Source organism: Vibrio sp. 03_296 (assembly GCF_002265885.1).
Genome location: NZ_NPKW01000132.1, coordinates 1 through 20,671 on the forward strand (window position 1 = coordinate 1; position 20,671 = coordinate 20,671).

Consider the following 20,671-nt stretch of genomic DNA (forward strand, 5'->3'; position numbering starts at 1 on the left):
TTGAAGAGACGAACAGGGTCAACAGGTGGACGCCCATTATCTTTACAATAAAGATGAGCGACTTCATCACGAATGAATTCAAAGTCGATAGCATTATCGATTTTGCGCACTAAATGGTCTTTAGGAACTAACTGTTCCATCGTCACCATTTCCAATTCGTATTGTTGCGGGGTGGGTTCTTGAAGCATATCGGAGTGTCCATATTTCGATACCCCTATTAGATCAAAGGTCTAGCTCGAAAGCTAGACCTTTGTCAGCAGTCTGAAGCACCTCATTTGAGGTGCTTGGTTCGTCTCTTCACTACAGTGGCGCTACGCCGCGCTGGTTAGCTTCTTTTTTTTCTCAGGCGCATTGGTGAGCGTCTTTGAAAAGTCAAAGCTGAAGTGATCTACCTGGATCGCTTGGTAACGCAGCTTATCGGCGGCTAAGATTTTATCTACTTCACGTTGCGTTAGCACGTCGGCGTCTAGCGCTTGTTGCAGACGCTCAGCCAGCAAGCCTTTACGGGCCACTTTGCCATCTTTTGCCGCTTTCATCAGCTTACGCTCTAGCGGTTTGATGTCGTACATCGCTAGGAATGCTTGCTCCATCAAACCAACACTGTCGTCTTTCTCTTTACCGATGTAACACAAGTTAGTCAATCGGTCGCGCTGCACGCCAGGGGTCATCATCGCTTCCGCAATGTCCACACAGAGTTCATCGCTTGGTTTAGCAAAGTGATTACCTAGTGGGAATAGCAGCCCTTTGAGTACGCCGCCGACATATTTCACCGGGAAGTTAGCATAGGCTTCGTTCAACGACTTCGCTGCGTGATGCAAACAGTGCTGCACTGCGTAATGGACGAAGTTGAGATCCGATTGTTGACGACCTTCATCTTCATATTTTTTCAATGCTGCAGAGGCCATGTAGAGATAACTAAGGCCATCACCCAAACGAGCAGAAATCATCTCTTTGCGCTTAAGTTCACCGCCTAGCGTTAACATGGCAAAATCGGCACTGACCGCCAAGGCGCGACTCAGACGAGTCATGTCTTTATAGTAACGTTGCGTTGGGCCACTCATTTGCGCTTTTACAAAGCGTGAGCCTGTAAGCGCTGCACCTAAAGCGCCGAGAGTATTGAACGTGGCGTGCTTAATGTGCTTAAACAGCAACTCGTCAAATTGTTTCGCGCCTTCTTTGGCATCAGGGTTCGCTGCGGCTTCCATTTCTTTCAAAACATATGGATGGCATCGCGTTGCACCTTGACCAAAAATCATTAGGTTACGAGTGAGGATGTTAGCTCCTTCGACCGTAATCGCCACGGGAATACCAAGATAATGGGTCGCTAGGTAGTTCATCGGACCATCTTGAATCGCACGGCCAGAGTGAATATCCATCGAGTCATCAAGAATCGTTCTCGCCATCTCGGTCATATGATACTTAGCAATAGCAGTTACGATCCCAGGTTTTTCCTTCAGATCGAGTGATGTTGTGGTCAAAGTACGAGTGGCTTCCAATAAGTAGGTCAAACCGCCAATTCGTCCCATCGCTTCTGCAACGCCTTCAAACTTACCGATAGACATACCAAATTGCTTACGCACATAGGCATATGCCCCCGTTGTGCGCGTGGTCAAATGACCAATGGCCGTGCCAAGTGCAGGAAGTGAGATACCACGCCCAGCCGATAAACACTCCACCAGCATGCGCCAGCCTTTACCTGCGTAATCCGCACCACCAATCAGCCAGTCCATCGGGATGAACACATCGTGGCCACGAGTTGGGCCGTTCATAAACGCCAGACCTAGAGGATCGTGACGCTCACCAATCACCACACCTTCATGATCGGCTGGAATCAAGGCACAAGTGATGCCAACATCGGTTTTATCACCCAACAGATGATCAGGGTCTTGAAGTTTAAATGCGAGACCAAGTACGGTTGCGACAGGGGCGAGAGTGATGTAACGCTTGTTCCAACTCAAACGAATACCAAGAACTTCTTTGCCTTCATGCATGCCATAGCAAACCACGCCTTGATCGGGAATACCACCAGCATCCGAGCCAGCTTCTGGACCCGTCAACGCAAAACAAGGAATGTCTGTACCATCGGCAAGACGAGGTAACCAGTAATCTTTTTGTGCCTGTGTACCGTAGTGAGAAAGGAGCTCACCAGGGCCTAATGAGTTCGGCACCATAACCGTCACGGCGGTACTGATACTGCGTGTCGCAATTTTGGTTACTATGGTTGAGTTCGCCAGTGCGGAAAACTGACGGCCACCATATTTCTTCGAAATGATCAGTGAGAAAAAACGCTCTTTACGTAAGTATTCCCACACCTCTTTCGGTAAATCACGATCTTCTTTTACGATCTTATGATCATCAAGCATTTCAAGCAGTGTTTCTAGCTCGTTATCAATGAAAGCTTGCTCTTCAGCCGACAAGGTCGGTTTCGGATAATGATGCAGTTTGGAGAAATCTGGCTTCCCAGAAAACAGCTCCGCGTCCCACCAAACACTTCCCGCTTCCATTGCTTCCTTCTCTGTTTCAGACAAAGGAGGAAGTACTTTTTTGAACATTTTAAATGCAGGGTCGCTGACCCATTTTTTTCTTAGAGAGCACATAGTTCAGATCCTTTTGTTCACTTGGTGGAACCTGTTGGTCCTTGTTTGCATTTTAATAATAGCTACTCAGCGGACATACCGGCTGAGAGATAGGGAATCAATAGATCAACGACAGATTTCACGTCGGTCTGTTGATTAAATTTACTGTCTGCAATTTCCACTAACGCTTGGCTAGAAGCCATGGTGAAAACACACGTGCCTAAAGTGAAGTGCAAACGCCAGAATAGTTTTTCTTCCGTCAACGCTGGGTTGGCTTTTAGGATGGAGGCGATAAAAAGCTCCAGCACCTCGGCATAACGTGTCGTGATAAACCATCTTAGATGGCCCTGCACATCGGTATAGCCTCGACCAATGAGAAGCATGAAAAGGCTGGTGCCATTGGGCCTGACATCATTGAGCTCTCTTAGCGGCAATCGAAGCGACTCAAACACTTCATCCATCGTATAGCACTCCTGACTGTTGAGCTGCGTCAGGGATTGCTTTACCGCAGGCATCAGAGCCTCCAAGTAACGGTTGAGTACTGCACGAACTAAGGTTTTCTTATCGCCAAAATGGTAATTCACGGACGCAAGATTAACGCCTGCTTTACCCGTTATGGTGCGCAACGACGTGTCATTAAAACCGTATTCCGCAAATAAACCTTCGGCTACATCAAGGATTTTTTCTTTTGTACTGCTTCTTGGAGCCATTTTAATCACCCGTATCAAACAACTGTTTGAAATATACGTTTGACACCATAAATTAACAAGCAATTAACATCACACTTTTCAACATTGGTCCGACCAGATTCAAGTGCTTCACTCTATCTGGCTGTTTTTCTGTTAAAAATTGCTGGAGAAAAAATTTTTAAAAAAATGGGGAACTGTTTAAAAAAGGCAGGGTCTGAATAGATGTAACAAAAAGGGCAATTTAAAGTTCTACTGGCCGTCAAACTTGTTTCTTACTTTCTGTTACGTTGCTGCTTTATCTTATTAACTCCTATGTTTGTATCTGCCCAGACCCCATTGGTACTGGGCTTTTTTTTTGTTTGTCACTCTCTGTTCAGCCTCAATTTAAGACGGCAAATAGTTAAGACAGCCAATAGAAACCAAAAAGCCTCTGCGATAATCGCAGAGGCCTCTGAGTTTATTGAATCAGTCTATGGTTTAGCAGTCTCTCGTTTAGCTGATTACTTTCTCACTTTCCGCCACTGTTTTTGGCAACGATACATGCAGTAGGAAATAACCAAGCACTGCCGCTGTCGTTGATCCCATCAAGATACCTAGTCGTGAATAAGTATCGAAGTCTGGATTTGCACTACCGAAAGCCAACGATGAAATAAAGATCGACATGGTAAAACCGATACCACAGAGCACTGACACGGCAAAGATATGCTTGAAGTTCACACCGTCAGGCAATTTAGCCACACCAAACTTCACCGCTGCCCAGCTAAACGTAAAGATACCCAGTGGTTTACCAACCAATAGCCCTAGCGCAATACCTAGCGGCAACATGGAAGTCAAGCCAGAAAGAGACACCCCTTCAAGCGAGATACCAGCGTTAGCAAAGGCAAAGACAGGTAGGATAGCAAAGGCAACATATGGGTGAAGCGCATGTTCCATGTGTTTCAACGGAGAGTGCTCACCTTTTTTACCCTGTAATGGGATAGAGAAGCCAATCACAACACCTGCCAAAGTCGCATGGACTCCGGATTTCAGTACCGCAACCCACAAGATAAAGCCGACAACGATATACCAAATTAACTTTGTCACATTCTTAGCGTTTAGCATGAACAAGACACCCGTCATCGCGAATCCAACCGTCAACGCAAGCGTCGACAAATCGCCACTGTAGAAGAGTGCAATAATCACAACGACGCCCAAGTCATCGATGATCGCTAATGCCAAAAGGAACACTTTAAGACTGACAGGAACGCGCTTACCTAGCAGCGCCATGATACCCAACGCAAATGCAATATCGGTCGCTGCTGGAATTGCCCAACCTTTAATCGCTTCCGGATCGTTTCCATTAAAAGCAACATAGATAAGCGCTGGTGCCAACATTCCCCCCACCGCGGCAATCGCTGGGAAGATCGCCGTTTCACGCGATTTCAATGCACCTTCTAATAATTCACGCTTAACTTCCAAGCCGATAAGCAAGAAGAAAATGGCCATTAGGCCATCATTGATCCAATGAGATACTGACATACCAAATACATAAGTATGCAAAATCGCTTGGTAACTTTCATTGAGAGGCGAGTTTGCAATCACCATTGCGATCGCGGCGGCGATCACAAGCAAAATGCCACCAGCAGATTCCATTTTGAAAAAGTCACGAATGACATCGTTCATGATTTCACCCTTTTATTTATAATCGTAATCAACGAACTTTGAAGAATGTAAGCAGTGTATATATAACCATTTTGTAGGAATAATCGCTTGTTTGGATATTTCACTTCGGTATTTCCGATGTAAGCAATTACCTCAGCCAACCACATTCTTAGTTCATCGACATTCAAGCCATTGAAAAGATTATAGCCAATTCGTTAAACGGATGTTAGTAAAGCGATTGATTATTCATAAATCGTAACAGATAAAACAATGGGCTCCATCAGGAGCCCATTGTTTTAATAACCCGTTAATTGCATAAAGCCTCTTCCGGACTTGCTACCAGCCACATTAATTGGTCCTTCCCAATAGGGAATCAAAAAGGGTAACCACATCTCTTGCTGTATCGCTTTCGTTTGCACGTAGATGTCTTGACTTGGAATTTCTATCGCCCATTGCAATGGAATGCGCTTCCCGTCCGCCAGCGTTGTGTAGAGGATCGGGTAAACCGTCACATCCTTTTCCGTTAACGGTATGACTTTGCCAGACGACGTTGATAGCGTGCCAAAAATATAGGGAACTCGACTTTGATGACGGTAACGGCTGATGCTCAGTGCCTTGTCATTGTCGAGGTTGAAGGTGAACCAATCCCACCCTTGCTGCCCTTCATCGAAAAGATTGCTACCCCACTCTTTTTGTAGCCATGCATTGCCCGTCACTTCAATACGACGCCCTTCTAAGAACATACTGCCTTTTACATCGAGAAACGGAGCGCTAATGCTGAATGACGCAACCGACTCGAGATCGTGTTTAAGTTGATAGCCTTTATCACCATTGAGAACAAAGGGGCCAGCCGTCCTCGTCGCCAGTTCCAGCGAAAAATCATCGGTTGCTATTGTTAGACTTCCTGGAAACGGTGTTGTCCCCAACGAGCGCCATGTCCAGTTATCGATCCACATACGAAAGGGTTTATTGGTTGCCCCTGCTTGGCCTATCCCTCCTCGAGCCACACGCTGCTCCCGCCAGATCTTTTCTTTCCCCGTTAAAACAACGTTAGCAAGATAAAGTTGAGGGTTTTGCCAACCGCTGACTTCTCTTTCATCAGTCGCGATGCGGATCAAGCTAAACTGGACAGTGTAGAATTGACCAAATTCGTCTTGCAGCGTTGCAAAATAGTGCCACCATTCATGCTGGTATTGTTCATGAAATTTGAAATCTTCCGGCAAAGAGACTTTTTTATTGGGTAATACAGGTTCAAAGATCGTTTTGTCCTGTATGCCCAAAGAGTTGTTCAGTCGATATTCTTGCGCCTCATTGGTGCCAGATTGAGACCAATAAAAGCCCATCGCAGCTGTCACCATAGCCGCCAAAAGAAAAATGAGCATTAATGCAAGATTATTGGATTTTCCAGCTAACCACTTCATCTAGAATGAATCCCTCAATGATTTCATTGGCGTGTTCTTAACCAGACGGATAACGGGTAATGCACCAGCAAGCATAATCGCGATCATCGCCCAAAGAATGGTCTCTCCATACTCAATTACATCGATTTGCAATTGCAAAGACCAACCAAACGACTGCTTAATCACTATATCCACCACCAACGTGGCAAGCGCCATACCGAGTGGAACCGCGATAAGGGCGGAAATCACGCCGAACACAAATAGCTGTAAACCACCAAGGATGATGAGTTCTTTACCCGAAACACCCAGACATCTCAAAATAGAAATATTCTTTTGACGGCTCATCTCTCCTGCTAACGTCGCGAAGAAAAGGCCAAACACGGCGATCACCAGTGTGATATTTCCTAAGGTATCGGCAATAGCGAAGGTATGATCAAAGACTCGCATCGCTTGACTATAAATGTTGTTGTTATCAAACACTCGCTCAGACGTCAGTCTAAAGATGTTTTCCAAGCGATGCTTGAGGCCCTCGCCATTGACGTTGTCTTTGAGCAACACGCCTAAGCCCACGTTGCCAGAGCCTGCAAATGCATACAGCCAGTTGCGATGAGACAGCAGCACTTGATTGTAAGGATTGCCGTAATCGTAATACACCCCAACGACCAGCCACCCTCCACCTAATGGCGCAGCGAGATCAAGATAATCGCCGGGTCTGATATCAAGTTTTAACGCCATCGATTCACTGATCATGACGCTTTTACTGTGATGTAAATGATACCAATAATTAGGCACACCCAATTTTACGGTTAGTGCTTCCAATTCGCCGTCGCTTGGGCCAGTACTGACCACTTGAACGATATCACGCTCATCCGCCAGTTCTTTCTCCCAACGCCACCAAACTTCATCCACTTCCGGTTGGGCTTCAAGCCAGTTACTCAACCTCGCCGCGGAATTGTTGGTTGGATAAATGTAAAGATCCGCAGCTAAACGCTGAGTTAACCACTTATCGGTGGTGTCTCTAAAACTGCCGACCATGGTTTCGACGCCAATGTTGGCCGCCAACGCCAACATAAACGCCATCATAGCGACACCCCGATAACTCATACTGGCAGCCATATCGGCGAAAAACCAACGTAAATTCACCCAGCGCAAAGTATAAGAGAAGCTGTTAAATACCTTCCACATTAAAAAAGGCATGAACAGCGCTACACTCATCAACATCAGTGCAATGATTGTAAAGCCCGATTCTGGTGTCTTCGGTGCTTGATAAACGGCAATCGCCGCTACGGCGAAACCACAAGCAGCGAGAGCTTGCCAAGCGAACTCTTTGCCTGCAAAACGCACCAACGATAACTTAGCGGACAGACGAATGGGCTGAGATTTCAACAAGCGAATGAGCGGCCACAAGCACGATATTAATGCGCCAAGTACCGCCAGAAGCAAGCTGTATAAACTCGACTCCCAGCTCCAACCAATCGACAAGCCCACGTTTGCATCGTACAAATCCCCTAAACTCGCAGAAACAGCAGGGATCAATTCATTTGCCAAAAACAGCCCTAAAACATTTCCGCAAGCCCAAGCAACTAAGACCAAAATGGTCAGCTCGAGCAATAAAGCTTTGGCTAGCTGCATTCCAGTCACACCCGTTTGTCGCAAAATACCAACAAGCGGCTGACGCTGGATAAGCGATAACGACATCGCTTGATAGAAAATAAATAAGCCAACGAGGAAAGAAAGCATCCCCATCGCGGTCAGATTAAGGTGAAATGCTTTGGTCAATGATTCCAGTTCATCTTGGCTGTTTCGAACAAGCGTCAAACCATTGGGTAAATAACGTTTAAGATGCTCTAACTTCTCTGGTGGCATTTCTGCGCAAGCGATCACCGATAAACCAGAGCTACGTTTTAGCATGCGCAACAATGAAATGTCAGCGACCATACGGCTGCCATTTAAGCGTTGTTCACGGTCAACACGTAAAGGCCCCAACTGGCTGCCATCTTCTAAAGCAATAAAATCGCCATCTTGCCACGCCATGTGTTCAGCAAGATCTTGGCTAATAAGAATGGGATAAGGTGGATTCATTAACGCCAGTGAAGTGGCACGATTTAAAGAGGTCTCTTTCTCCAACTGCAGCATGGCAACCGGATCCATACCGATCAACGTCAGCCCCATACCATCTGCCGTTTTGATATGGTGCATATCAAATGGCGTACATTGCTGAAAACCGGCTCGGCGTAATTGAATATAAAAACCTTGGGGAATCTTATTGGCGCTGTGCTTTGGGCGAATGCGATATGGCAAAGGGTTATTGAAGAGTTTCTCGCCGTTTTGATAGCTTTCTTGCGCATGATGATTGATGGCTGTGACGCCAACCAATAAAGACACACCTAACGTGAGGCCAAGCCACACCAATAAAATTTGTAGCGGGTAACGTCTGTAGTGACCGAGTAGTGCCTTAACTACGGGCCATAACATGCAGTTGCCCCCCTTGCAGGCGAATCATCCCTTCCATGTGTTTGGCCACTTTTTCACTGTGCGTGACCAACAATAAGGTGCAGTCTAGCTGACGGGTAAGCGAGGTGAGTAAGCGCATAACCGCTTCGGCATTGCGTTCATCAAGGCTGCCTGTGGGCTCATCCGCCAACAGCAATTTGGGCTCCATATACAACGCACGAGCAATGGCCGCTCTCTGCTGTTGTCCCCCAGACACTTCTTCCGGATAACGCCCAAGAAGCGGCATGAGATCCAAAGCCGATAAAATTTGACGCCACAACCCCTTATCATCAGGAAGGCCCTTTAATTGGCGGCAAAAACGAATATTGTCGGCAATATTGAGTGTAGGTAACAGGTTGAATTGCTGGAAGATATGGCCAATATTGTTTCGGCGGTAGGCAGTTCGAAGATGCTCTGGAGCATCGTTCATAGCAAATCCCGGAAACATGATTTCGCCAGAATCAACAATGTCGAGACCGGAAATCAAATTCAACAAAGTGCTTTTACCGGAGCCACTTTCCCCCATCAAAGCAAGTTGTTCCCCTTGCTTTAGGGACAATTCAGCACCTTGTAGTACGGGATGAAACTCGCCTCCATCCACATAGCCTTTACATAGGTCTGAAAGTTGTAGCATTGATCTAATCACTTTATTGCTTTGAGAAATTGGAACCAGAATCTACACTAAAAACCTGATAACCGGAAGTATTTTGAGCTCTACATCACGCTATTTTGGTTTTCTTTTGCCTTGAATCAAAACCCCTCCTTTTAAGTCAATTACCGACAAAATAGACAGCAAGCGCTTGAGTCGACAATGAAAATGCGACAACATGAAAATACTCAGACAGATGCATTACTCGTTAAGGAAAACGGAATGAAAAAAGTGCTGGTGTTAGGGGCTTCTGGCTACGTTGGTTCACAGTTGATCCCAAAGCTTCTTGAACAAGGTTATCAGGTCACGGCGGCGGCAAGGCACATAGATCATTTACGAGCGCGAGTGCTGCCCCACCCTTCTCTGACTTTTCACTACCTCGATCTAGCCGATCAAGAACAAACCCAAGCACTGATCCCTCAATTTGAGCTCATATACTTTCTCGTGCACGGCATGGCGCATGGACACGACTTTGTCGACTACGAGTTATCGCTTGCCGATCATTTCTACCAAGCACTTGTGGGCAGCAATGTTAAGCACGTCATTTATCTCAGTGCCATCCAACCCCAATCGGGCTGTTCGCAGCATTTACTGGCGAGAAAAATGACTGGGGATGTGATTCGAAAAGCCAATATCCCCGTCACCGAGCTTCGTGCAGGCGTTATCATTGGCCCAGGCTCAGCCGCTTTTGAAATTATGCGAGATTTTGTTTACCACTTACCCGTTTTGATCGCACCGAAGTGGGTCGACTCAAAAGCCAACCCTATTGCATTAGAAAACTTGAATCACTACTTACTCTGTTTGGCAGAGGAAGACGTCAAAGAGAGTGAAATGTATGAAGTTGGTGGTCCTGATACCCTCTCATATAGAGAACAGTTTCGTTTAATTTGTCAGGCAACTAAGCGCCCTTTTCACTTGGTTTCCACCTCACTACTTACGCCTAAAATGGCCTCCTATTGGCTAGGGTTGGTCACATCTGTACCGAGCAATATCGGCAAAGCCCTTTTGGCAGGCTTAGAGCACGACTACATTGCCAACTCCCAAGCAATAAGAGAAAAATACCCTCAGCCACTGATTCGTTATCAAGAGGCTGTGGCTCAAGCAGTTAAAAATGAAGGTACTTTCGTGAGGAGCAATGTTTGGGGATTTGATCCAACCGCACTTCAACGTTGGCAGCCAGGCTACGGTTACTACGCCAAACAGGCAGGAGCAAGCATACACACCCAAGCATGCGCAGAGTCGCTTTGGACGTGGGTGCAAAAAATTGGCAGTCGCAAAGAGGGGTACTTTTTTGCCGATGTCTTATGGCGCACTCGAGAATGGCTCGATGTGCTCTTTGGTGGCTCTCGGCCTATTCGCCGCTCTCCACTCGGTCCCGAGCTAAAAATTGGCGACTACATCGATTCTTGGAAAGTAATTCGCTGTGAAAAGCAGCAATTTCTTTCGCTGTTTTTCGGTATGAAGGGACCAGGTTTAGGTCGACTCGAGTTTACCATTCACGATCATGGCCATTATCGGGAGCTCAATGTCACCGCGTGGTGGCATCCGCAAGGTTTTCCTGGCCTACTTTACTGGTTCGCCATGATGCCTGCTCACCTGTTTATTTTTAATGGCATGGTGAAAGCGATCGTAAAAAAGGCGCTAAACCATTAGCGCCTTCTCTGAAGTGTCTGCCTAACCACTAGCAAGTAAAGCTCAGCGGGATCTCCGCCAACTGGTTACCGAGGTTACTCGGGAACACCAAATATTCACCATGATATTTGACGTTAGATTTATAGTCCGTCACCTTGTGAACCATAAAACCCGCTGCGCTCGCTTTCTCAACGAAACCGGCATGGTGACCACGAACAAACCAGCTCATCGGTTTCACTAATAGCTCGCCGTCAAAACAGTTTTCGCACTGCTGAGCGCACAGTGCCAAAGAGTTCTGTCCTTCCGTGAAAATCTGCACTTTGCCACAGCCGACAATCGGATCTGAAGTCGACACTTCCCAGCCCGCGTTTTCCATTTCATCGAGAAAAGCTTCGATCTGTTTGTCGGTAATCGCTTTTGGTGCGCCCTCTTGGGCAAAGAACGAAGCATAAAACGCAGAAATACGTTGGAACGTTGGCAACAGCGCCGCGTCGTTTCCTTTCGAGCGTCCTGCTTTTTGCCAGCGAGTTAAGTCCGCGACAACACAACGATCGAAACGCTGACCTTTCAGCGCTTTGGTCACCCAACGTACCAAAAAGTGGTTGTTGGCAATCGGTGCGTCGACCAATTTGCCCGATTGATGTTCCGCAGCCAGCTCAGCGAGTGCGGTGTTCACTAAGCGCTGAATTTCACTTGTGTAGTTCGACATTATGCTTTTCGTCCGAAAATCCAATAAAACAGTGCTGAAAGCACAGAGCACGCAGACATCACTAGCACCATAGGCCAAGTCACTCCTGATGGCAGTATGGCAACCAAAGCACCAACTAGAGAGCCAGTGCCAAAACGCAATGTGCCCGCAAGAGAAGACGCCGTCCCTGCCATATTAGGGTAGCCAGAAAGCAATAGCGCCATTGCGTTACTGCCGATGGTAGAAAGTGTGCCGATAAATAGAACCACGAATGGTACCGTGCCCCATAGCCCAAGGTCTAGTAGCCAACTGACAAATAGACCAAGACCGGCGATCAATTGAACAGTCAGACCCAAACGCAACATGAAATGCGATCCCACTTTCTTCACCATTCGACCATTTAGGCTGGTCATGATAATCATCGCAACAATGTTCAAACCAAACAAATAGCCAAACTGATCGGGTGAAATGCCGTAAATATCAATATAGACAAACGAGCCTGCGGTTAAAAAAGCAAACATTCCGGAGAAAGAGAACGCGCCAGACAGAATCAACCCCATTGCCGTTTTGTTACAGCATAACTTTAAGTAATTACGCATGGTCGTTTTGAAGCGCAATGGCTGTCGGTTTTCTACCTTGAGTGTTTCTGGTATTTGCCACCAAACAAGGGCGATCACGATAACGGCAAAAAACGCCAGCACCCAGAAAATTGAACGCCAACCAAACCAAATAGCGAGGTGACCACCGATCATCGGCGCGACAAGAGGCGCAATAGTGATCACCAATGTGACGAACGACATCGCACGCGCAAAGTCCTCGCGATCAAACATATCGCGAACCACGGCTTGAATGATCACCGCAGCCGCGGCACCAGCAAAGCCTTGCGCCGTGCGCACATACGTTAACGCATCAATGCCATTAGTGGTGGCACTGACCACCGCCGCTAGGCCAAAAAAGAGCACCCCAAGCAACAAAACCGGACGTCGGCCAAAACTGTCTGCCAATGGACCATGAATCAGTTGGCCGAGCGCAAAACCTGCAGTATAAGCGGTTAAAGTAAACTGCACCGCACCAGCATCGACACCCAAATCGCGTGCAATGGTCGGCATCGCTGGTAGATACATGTCGATGGCTAAGGGTGTCAACGCACCGATGGCACCGAGTACAGCAAACAAAAAGAGGCTAATTTGTGATTGGCTAACGGCTTGAGATTGATTCGTCATTGATTCTCCGTTTTGGTTGCGATTGCGTCGCAACACTCCGGTCACAATACAATCTCGTTGCCCATGTTCCACAACAGTTTGCCAAACGTTGGCCGTTGTCCTTTCTGCTAGAAATTCTGGGAGGGAAATGATGGCGTGATGCCATAGCAGCCTGCGTGAAGAGGTTAAAGAAATGTCAGCAGGCTGAACTATTGTGATACAGATTAGGCAGAAACACTAGTTCCATATAGGAACTAAATCATTTCCAAACAGAGTCTATTTCTTCCTGAGTGAGGTAACGGTACTCTCCCGGCTCAAGGTTTTCGTCCAGTTCGATCGCACCAATACGCTCACGATGTAATTGCTCAACTTTGTTACCCAATGCCGCGAACATACGTTTCACTTGATGGTATTTACCCTCATGGATAGTCAACAGCACTTCGTTTTCGTCCGCATTGACGATGGTCATCTGCGCAGGAAGTGTTAGCTCCTTTTCGTTACGCAACTGTACGCCTGCAGCCAGTTTTTCTGCATAATCACTGCCAATCGGGTCCGCCAACCAAACACGGTAAGTCTTGTCGCATTTATGCTTAGGTGAAGTAATACGGTGTGACCACTTACCATCGTCGGTGATCAACACCAACCCCGTGGTATCCACATCCAAACGACCTGCAAAATGAAGCTCATCCATTTTTACTTCGTCTAATAGAACAAACGCAGTGTGGTTGAAACCATCTTCATGCGAGCAGACAAAACCTTCAGGCTTGTAAAGCATAATGTAACGCGGTCCTTGCGTAACCAGTTCGCGCCCTTGCCATTCAACAACACACTCTTCCGTTACTTTTACCGCACCACTTTTTTGCACTTGTTCGTTAACGGTCACTTCACCACTTTTTAGGATCTTAGTGGCCTCTTTTCGCGTCGCGCCAAGCGCATCGCAAAGAAATTTATCTAAACGCATGAATACCTCATCTGGTTAAGGTCGGGTATTATAGCGAGCTCACAAAGAATAGTTGAGTGATTTCATCGTTTCCATGTACACCCTCAGACCTTATCAAGCCGACTCAGTCAAAGCCGTTGTGCACTATTTTCGCCGCCATTCAACGCCGGCAGTCATTGTCTTGCCAACTGGGGCGGGCAAAAGTTTAGTGATTGCCGAACTGGCGCGATTGGCGAAAGGACGCGTATTGGTTCTGGCGCATGTGAAAGAACTCGTTGAACAAAACCATGCGAAATATGAAGGATATGGTCTACAAGGTTCTATTTTTTCGGCAGGATTAGGACGAAAGGAAACCCAACATCAGGTGGTTTTCGCCTCTGTCCAATCGGTCGTCCGAAACTTAGAGCAGTTTCGTAATCAATTCTCTCTACTGGTGATCGATGAATGCCACCGAGTTCCGGAAGAAAAAAGCAGCAGCTATCAAAAAGTCATTAGCCATTTAACGGAGCTCAACCCGGGGATAAAAATCCTCGGCCTAACGGCGACACCCTATCGCTTAGGCATCGGCTGGATTTACCAATATCACACTCGTGGCCAAGTTCGCAGCGAAGACGCGCGATTTTTCCGCGATTGTATTTTTGAATTGCCCATTCGCTATTTGCTCGACGAAGGCTTTCTTACCCCAGCCAGAATGATGGACGCACCCGTCTTGGCGTATGATTTTTCACAGTTGAAACCCGCCAACACAGGCCGCTATAAAGAAGCAGAGCTGGATATGGTGATCGATAAAGCCAAGCGTGCGACACCGCAGATCGTAGAGCAAATCCTTCATCTCGCCCAAGCCAAGCAGGGTGTGATGATATTTGCAGCAACGGTGCGTCATGCCCAGGAGATCCACGGCTTATTGCCGGCAGATGACAGCGCTATCGTCATTGGCGACACATCGACACCAGAACGAGATGAGATCATCCGTCGCTTCAAAGCGCGTGAAATCAAGTTTTTGGTCAACGTCTCGGTGCTCACAACAGGTTTTGATGCGCCCCATGTTGATCTGATTGCGATTCTGCGCCCTACCGAGTCCATCAGCCTTTATCAACAAATTGTTGGGCGTGGTTTGAGGCTCTCCCCCGGCAAAGAGGAATGTTTAGTGCTCGACTACGCGGGCAACAGCTATGACCTTTATCAACCAGAAGTCGGCGATCCCAAACCAGACTCAAACAGTGAGATCATCACCATTCCCTGCCCCGCTTGCGGCTTTAATAACAACTTTTGGGGCAAGCTCGACAGCAATGGCTTTTTGTTAGAGCACTTTGGCCGACGCTGCCAAGGGTATTTCACTGACGAAGAGAGTGGAGAGCGAGAGCATTGCGGTTATCGCTTTCGCGCCAAATATTGCGGTGAATGTGGCGCTGATAATGACATTGCGGCGCGCATCTGCCACGAATGCGATGCCACTTTAGTGGACCCAGATAAAAAGCTCAAAGAGGCGTTAAATCTCAAAGATGCGTTGGTGTTTGAATGTCTTGAGATGGTGTTGAGTGTGCATAAAAATCCTGAAGGCAAATCGCAGCTAAAAGTCAGCTATCTTGGCGATAATCAAGCCCAGGTGCATGAATTTTGGCCTTTAACCACCGCCAAACAGAAATTGCTGTTTAAGAATCAGTTTGTGCGACCTCACTTGGCGGACAAACATCGTCCTTTCGAAGAGGCCTCGCCAACTAAAGTGGTGGCTCACCAGCATCGATTCCGACCGCCACAATTTGTCATTGCCCGAAAAAGCGGCCGTTTTTGGAAGATGCGCGATAAAATTTTTGAAGATGAACTGCAAGAGCGCTAGCCAGAGTTCGGAGAGCGGCAAGGTTCACTTTCGATTCATCTTTATTCATTTATACTCGGCTCACACTCTTTACCAAGGTAAGAACATGTTAAATAGTAAGCTCACTTGTGCTCTTTTATTCTCTTCTCTCCTTGTTGCGCCCGCCATGGCGCAAAACCTTGAGCAAGATGGCCACAGACTTGTACAGGACGTCTACAAAGAAGGCACTGCAATCGAGTTTGATGAAGATCAGAACGAAGTATACCAAGCGGTGCAGCAAGGGTTGATCAAGCCTTTTTCTGAACTTTATTCTACCGTCGACAAACAACTCAATGGTCGCCTGATCAAAGTCGAGTTAGAAGAAGATGATGATGAATGGATCTATGAGTTAAAATTGGTCCATGATAATCACGTCATTAAAGTGGAGTACAACGCCACCACCTTGGAACTCATTGAGATAAAAGGTCGAAATTTACACGACGTCATCAAGAAATAGAGAAAGATCATATGAAAATTTTGGTAGTGGAAGATGACCCTCGTTTGGGCGAACAGATTATTGAATCCCTCGAAAAAACGGGCTGGGTGCCTGAGCTTTCTCAAGATGGAATCGATGCTTTGTATCGTGCGACGTCAGAAGAGTGGGATGCAATGGTGCTGGATCTGGGCCTACCAAAGTTAGACGGGCTAACCGTACTAAAAGGCATTCGTGACGAAAACATCAACACACCCGTTGTTATTTTAAGTGCCCGAGATACCCTTACTCAGCGCGTGGAAGGCTTAAACGCAGGTGCCGATGATTACTTAACCAAACCGTTTGAAATGGTTGAGCTGATCGCTCGCATTCGTGCCCAACTGCGCCGAGCCTCCGGTAACGCATCACCGGTGATGCAAATCGGAGACCTCAGCTTGGACACACGTACGTCAAAAGTGATGTGGCAGGGTCAGGCAGTGAGTTTGACCGCACTGGAATACAAAGTGGTTGCCTATTTTGTGCATAACGCCGATAAAGTGATTTCACGTACTGAGCTGGTGGAACACATCTACAAGCAAGACTTCGACCGTGATTCCAATACCATTGAAGTCTTCATTGGACGCATTCGTAAGAAGATCGCGCCCAATATCATTAAAACCGTTCGCGGCCTTGGGTATCAGCTCAATGCCAACTAAGCGACCGCTGTTCAAACACCTTAGCTTAAAAAGCCGCCTGTTTTTGGCGGCTTGCCTGTGGGTGACCGCAATGATCATTGCCGCTGGTGTCGGGATTCCCAAGCTGGTCAAAGAGTATTTAGTCAGTGATGTGGAAAGCCAACTGCGCTTAGCGCTAGATGAAATTTCGGCCAACCTCGAAGCCGGTAAGAATGGGAGCATTGTTCTTTCATCAAGGCTTTCCGACCCTCGTTTCAGTCAGCCATACAGCGGCCTATATTGGACGGCAACCATCAACAACCAAACTCTGCGTTCTCGCTCTCTTTGGGATCGCACCATTCAAATCAAGCAGGGTGCCATCCGAAAAACAGTACTTGGGGCGAAAAACGAACGTTTAATTGTGTTAGAGCAGGATGTGTTTCTCCCTGAGTACGTGAAACCCGTCCACATTGTGATTGGCATGGATGAAGCGCCGATGAAATCCACCTTGGACCATTTAACTGGACAACTGTGGATGATCCTCGGTCTGCTCTTTGTTGGCGTCATGACCGTGATTGGCTTGCAAATCGCTTGGTCGTTCCGACCATTAGGGAAATTACAACGCGAGCTCAAAGCGCTAAGAGCCGGTAGCCAACAACAGCTCGAAGCCAATTATCCAACGGAGGTATCACCGCTGATCGATGATCTCAATGCCCTCCTCTTCCATTATCAAGAGTTGTTGCAACGAGCTCGCAACCATGCGGGCAACTTATCTCACTCCTTAAAAACACCGCTATCTGTTTTGCGTAACGAAATCAGCCAATTGGATGTCGAATCAAGCCACAAGCTCTTACCACCGGTTGAACAGATTCAGCAGCATATTGATTATCATCTTGGTCGCGCTCGAATGGCAGGATCGATGAATATTCTTTCGGTGAAATCCAACCCTTCTGAGCGTGTCGATGCCATTTCCATGGCGTTCGATAAAGTCTATGCTGAGCGCGAGCTATTGCTGATCAACGAGCTGGACAGTGAACTGGAGGTGGCCGTCGATCAAAGCGATCTCGATGAGATGTTGGGTAACTTACTTGAAAACAGCTACAAATGGGCACGCAGCCAAATTCGAGTCCATAGCACACTGACAAGCGACGATCAGCTTACTCTCATCATCGAAGATAACGGGCCAGGAATTGCGGAGGAACACCTCACTCAGGTGCTGAAACGGGGTGTTCGCCTTGATGAGACCACGCCAGGTACCGGCCTGGGACTGAATATAGTCGCGGAAATGGCCTACAGCTATCGCGGCGATCTTACGCTAGAACGCAGCCAAATTGGCGGTTTGCGCGCCAATTTAACCCTTAAGCTGGCAGCAAAGGGTTAGCGACGATAAGAAACCACTATAAAACAGCGCTTTTGGCGGAATATCAGTTGCTCAAAGCACGGTTGAGTGGTAGTATCCGCGCTCGCTTTGACAGGAAACTTCCCGTTGAAGCCATACTTACTTCTGTAAGGTCGCATTACAGGGTATGAAATTAACTTTTACTAATTTGAGAGTAAAACTATGAAATTTGAAGCAGTAGTACGTACTGAACTAGGTAAAGGTGCGAGCCGCCGCCTACGTCTTGCTGGCCAATTCCCAGCAGTTGTTTACGGTGGTGAAGCAGCACCAGTTGCAGTAGCACTAAACCACGATGACATCGTAAACCAAATGGACAAGCCTGAATTCTACGAAGCAATCACTCTAGTGATCGGCGGCGAAGAAGTTAAGGTTAAGCCACAAGACGTTCAACGTCACGCGTTCAAGCCAAAAGTTGAGCACATGGACTTCATCCGTATCTAATTCCTTACCAGGGAATTAATCGGATTTAATCCAACCTTTTGCATATATAAGATTCTCGGCCTTACCATCCGAACAATCTAAAAAATTCGAAACCCCAGAGACTTACCACCTCTGGGGTTTCACCGTTTTATGCCCTTTCCCACGTTTTATATCCTTTCCGTCATAGGCGCCTTTTTTAAGAAGCACCATCAAAACGCAAACACTCCAAAAGGCTTACTCCTTTTCATTCTATAATTTGCACAGCCTTTGCATTTTCTCTCGCATTCTCTGTAATCAGCTTCGACGCAACTTGAAGCAACAGCACATTAATCCTGATCGACGCTTTTAATTACCGGACGCTTTCTGCTACTTTCCGCTCAATTTTTTACTCTATCACCGTTTATATACAAACTACTTGGTGTGACAGCTCAGCAGCCAGCAATCCTCCTTCGATAAACATCACGAGAAACGCTTTCGAGGGTGAGCTTTTTTGGCCGATATCACTGCGCCAGCAAGTAGGAAAGGACTCTATGAATTTTTGGCAAATACGCATTCTACCCATCACTATTTTGGGGGCTCTATTATCGGGATGCGGCAGTGACAGCAGCTCATCCCCGACACAACCAAGCTACCTAGAACCGAACCAACGCTACGATTTACTTTATCGAGCGACTTTTGGCCCAACCCCGAATAGTTATCAACAAATGGCGTCAGTTGGCTACCAAGCTTGGTTGGATCAGCAATTTTCTATGCCCCCTTCATTCCACCTTCCGCTCTTACAAAGTTATGTGATTGAGGGCGATACGCTCACTCAATCAGATCGCGTTGCAGTCTGGTGGCATCAGGCTAATCACGCTCCCGACCAACTGCGTCAACGAGTCGCCTTTGCCTTGAGTGAGATCTTTGTTGTGTCACGTTATGGCGCCAGCCTCAATGGCCGTGCGCCAGAGCTCACACACTATTACGATATGCTGTTGGAACACGCTTTTGGCAATTATCGTGATCTGCTGGAAGCGGTAACTCGCCATCCCGTCATGGGCGACTACCTTTCGATGATGGCAAACCAGCACGCCGATCCGCAAAAGAACCGTTTCCCAGATGAGAACTACGCACGCGAAGTGATGCAGCTATTTAGCATAGGCCTGTACCAACTCAACCAAGATGGCACCCCTTTACTCAATAACGGGGCCCTGCTCCCGACTTATTCACAAGATGACATCGAAAACTTAGCGCGAGTCTTTACCGGTTGGCACTTGGCGGACAAAAGTAATGGCAGTTGGACCAGTAAGCAGGGAGATTGGTTTCAAGCCATGGCACCTTATGCTGACAAACACGATAGCGATGAAAAAGTCGTTATGGGTGAGCGCTTCCCAGCAGGGCAAAGTATTGAACAAGATATGGCTCAAGCGATGGCTATGTTGACCAACCACGCCAATACCGGTCCATTCATCGCTCGTCTACTTATCCAAAGGCTTGTCACGTCCAATCCGTCCCCTCAGTATGTTGAACGCGTCGCTCTGGCCTTTTATGACAATGGCAAAGGCATACGAGGCGATCTCAAAGCCGTCATCCAAGCTATTTTGCTCGACCCAGAAGCACTCAATGGCTCAACAGAGCGCTTAAAAGAGCCACTCATTTCGATGACCAATATTTACCGTGCACTCGAAGCCAAAAGTGCCGACCCAACCGCAATGTAGATCAGATAAGGATCGGTTGACCGATCCTTCTGATGAGAGACAATCGGAAACCTGTTTATAGGTTTCCGATTTTTTATGTCTATCCAAAACTATTTTGCTGACTTTCTTGAAGAGAGTCCTGTTGATGTCGCTCAGCTAACCACCTTCTCCGAGCATATTCCTGATGAGTGGGTTGCTAAAGCGGCAACACTTTCCGATAAAGCGACAATTCGTCGACGTCGTTTACCTAGTGATATGGTTCTTTGGCTTATTGTTGGAATGGCGTTTTTCCGCAATGAGTCTATTGCAGAAGTCGCACGGCGAA

General features: G+C 47.2%; 17 protein-coding genes and 1 pseudogene. 8 read left to right on the top strand and 10 right to left on the bottom strand.

The genetic code is table 11. The features are described 5' to 3' along the window. The 7 genes and pseudogenes from CIK04_RS16725 to CIK04_RS16755 form a co-directional block, all read right to left on the bottom strand. A pseudogene (locus tag CIK04_RS16725) lies at nucleotides 1-188 on the bottom strand (IS5/IS1182 family transposase); the annotation flags it as partial. Nucleotides 189-311: 123 nt separating this feature from the next. After that, complete coding sequence (locus tag CIK04_RS16730; protein WP_017422190.1) at nucleotides 312-2,597, bottom strand: acyl-CoA dehydrogenase; 2,286 nt, start codon at nucleotides 2,595-2,597, stop codon at nucleotides 312-314. A gap of 62 nt (nucleotides 2,598-2,659) precedes the next feature. Beyond that, the gene (locus tag CIK04_RS16735) at nucleotides 2,660-3,286 is read right to left on the bottom strand and encodes a TetR/AcrR family transcriptional regulator (RefSeq protein WP_026060815.1); all 627 of its coding nucleotides are present in this window, start codon (nucleotides 3,284-3,286) and stop codon (nucleotides 2,660-2,662) included. Nucleotides 3,287-3,757: 471 nt separating this feature from the next. Continuing rightward, nucleotides 3,758-4,927, bottom strand: a complete 1,170-nt coding sequence (gene nhaA, locus CIK04_RS16740) for a Na+/H+ antiporter NhaA (protein WP_097353576.1) — start codon at nucleotides 4,925-4,927, stop codon at nucleotides 3,758-3,760. A gap of 275 nt (nucleotides 4,928-5,202) precedes the next feature. Continuing rightward, nucleotides 5,203-6,327, bottom strand: coding sequence for a lipocalin-like domain-containing protein (locus CIK04_RS16745; RefSeq protein ID WP_097353575.1), 1,125 nt, complete (start codon nucleotides 6,325-6,327; stop codon nucleotides 5,203-5,205). Continuing rightward, a complete protein-coding gene (locus CIK04_RS16750; RefSeq protein ID WP_017422194.1) occupies nucleotides 6,328-8,781 on the bottom strand; it encodes an ABC transporter permease in 2,454 nt (817 codons plus the stop codon). It lies immediately after the preceding gene. Then, nucleotides 8,762-9,433: an ABC transporter ATP-binding protein gene (locus CIK04_RS16755; protein ID WP_013571971.1), complete on the bottom strand. Its 672-nt coding sequence runs from the start codon at nucleotides 9,431-9,433 to the stop codon at nucleotides 8,762-8,764. The genes CIK04_RS16750 and CIK04_RS16755 overlap by 20 nt, the downstream gene beginning before the upstream one ends. 237 nt (nucleotides 9,434-9,670) lie before the next feature. Here CIK04_RS16755 and CIK04_RS16760 point away from each other — a divergent pair, with 237 nt between their 5' ends. Next, nucleotides 9,671-11,101, top strand: a complete 1,431-nt coding sequence (locus CIK04_RS16760; protein WP_176463359.1) for a DUF2867 domain-containing protein — start codon at nucleotides 9,671-9,673, stop codon at nucleotides 11,099-11,101. 28 nt (nucleotides 11,102-11,129) lie between these two features. Here CIK04_RS16760 and CIK04_RS16765 read toward each other — a convergent pair whose 3' ends face one another. The 3 genes from CIK04_RS16765 to rsuA all read right to left on the bottom strand — a co-directional run bounded on the left by CIK04_RS16765 (nucleotide 11,130) and on the right by rsuA (nucleotide 13,931). Further along, complete coding sequence (locus CIK04_RS16765; protein WP_017422197.1) at nucleotides 11,130-11,789, bottom strand: DUF2913 family protein; 660 nt, start codon at nucleotides 11,787-11,789, stop codon at nucleotides 11,130-11,132. Continuing rightward, nucleotides 11,789-12,991 carry a Bcr/CflA family multidrug efflux MFS transporter gene (locus CIK04_RS16770; protein ID WP_013571975.1) on the bottom strand — a complete coding sequence of 401 codons (1,203 nt, stop codon included), beginning with the start codon at nucleotides 12,989-12,991 and terminating at the stop codon, nucleotides 11,789-11,791. The genes CIK04_RS16765 and CIK04_RS16770 overlap by 1 nt, the downstream gene beginning before the upstream one ends. A gap of 238 nt (nucleotides 12,992-13,229) precedes the next feature. Continuing rightward, nucleotides 13,230-13,931, bottom strand: coding sequence for a 16S rRNA pseudouridine(516) synthase RsuA (gene rsuA, locus CIK04_RS16775; RefSeq protein ID WP_017422198.1), 702 nt, complete (start codon nucleotides 13,929-13,931; stop codon nucleotides 13,230-13,232). 73 nt (nucleotides 13,932-14,004) lie between these two features. On the opposite strand from rsuA, the gene CIK04_RS16780 reads away from it, so the two are divergent. The 7 genes from CIK04_RS16780 to CIK04_RS16810 all read left to right on the top strand — a co-directional run. Next, nucleotides 14,005-15,747 carry a DEAD/DEAH box helicase gene (locus CIK04_RS16780; RefSeq protein ID WP_097353573.1) on the top strand — a complete coding sequence of 581 codons (1,743 nt, stop codon included), beginning with the start codon at nucleotides 14,005-14,007 and terminating at the stop codon, nucleotides 15,745-15,747. An 85-nt stretch (nucleotides 15,748-15,832) separates the two neighbouring features. Continuing rightward, nucleotides 15,833-16,222, top strand: coding sequence for a PepSY domain-containing protein (locus tag CIK04_RS16785; protein ID WP_026060817.1), 390 nt, complete (start codon nucleotides 15,833-15,835; stop codon nucleotides 16,220-16,222). Between the two features lie 11 nt (nucleotides 16,223-16,233). Next, nucleotides 16,234-16,893: a response regulator transcription factor gene (locus CIK04_RS16790; RefSeq protein WP_011150077.1), complete on the top strand. Its 660-nt coding sequence runs from the start codon at nucleotides 16,234-16,236 to the stop codon at nucleotides 16,891-16,893. Next, complete coding sequence (locus CIK04_RS16795; RefSeq protein WP_176463360.1) at nucleotides 16,883-18,232, top strand: ATP-binding protein; 1,350 nt, start codon at nucleotides 16,883-16,885, stop codon at nucleotides 18,230-18,232. Before CIK04_RS16790 ends, CIK04_RS16795 begins: the two co-directional genes overlap by 11 nt. A 180-nt stretch (nucleotides 18,233-18,412) precedes the next feature. Next, nucleotides 18,413-18,691 carry a 50S ribosomal protein L25 gene (rplY, locus tag CIK04_RS16800; protein WP_011080674.1) on the top strand — a complete coding sequence of 93 codons (279 nt, stop codon included), beginning with the start codon at nucleotides 18,413-18,415 and terminating at the stop codon, nucleotides 18,689-18,691. A gap of 509 nt (nucleotides 18,692-19,200) precedes the next feature. Next, nucleotides 19,201-20,367, top strand: a complete 1,167-nt coding sequence (locus tag CIK04_RS16805) for a DUF1800 family protein (protein ID WP_232708695.1) — start codon at nucleotides 19,201-19,203, stop codon at nucleotides 20,365-20,367. 75 nt (nucleotides 20,368-20,442) lie between these two features. Then, the coding region (locus tag CIK04_RS16810; protein WP_176463361.1) for a transposase domain-containing protein at nucleotides 20,443-20,671 on the top strand (229 nt) is incomplete at its 3' end.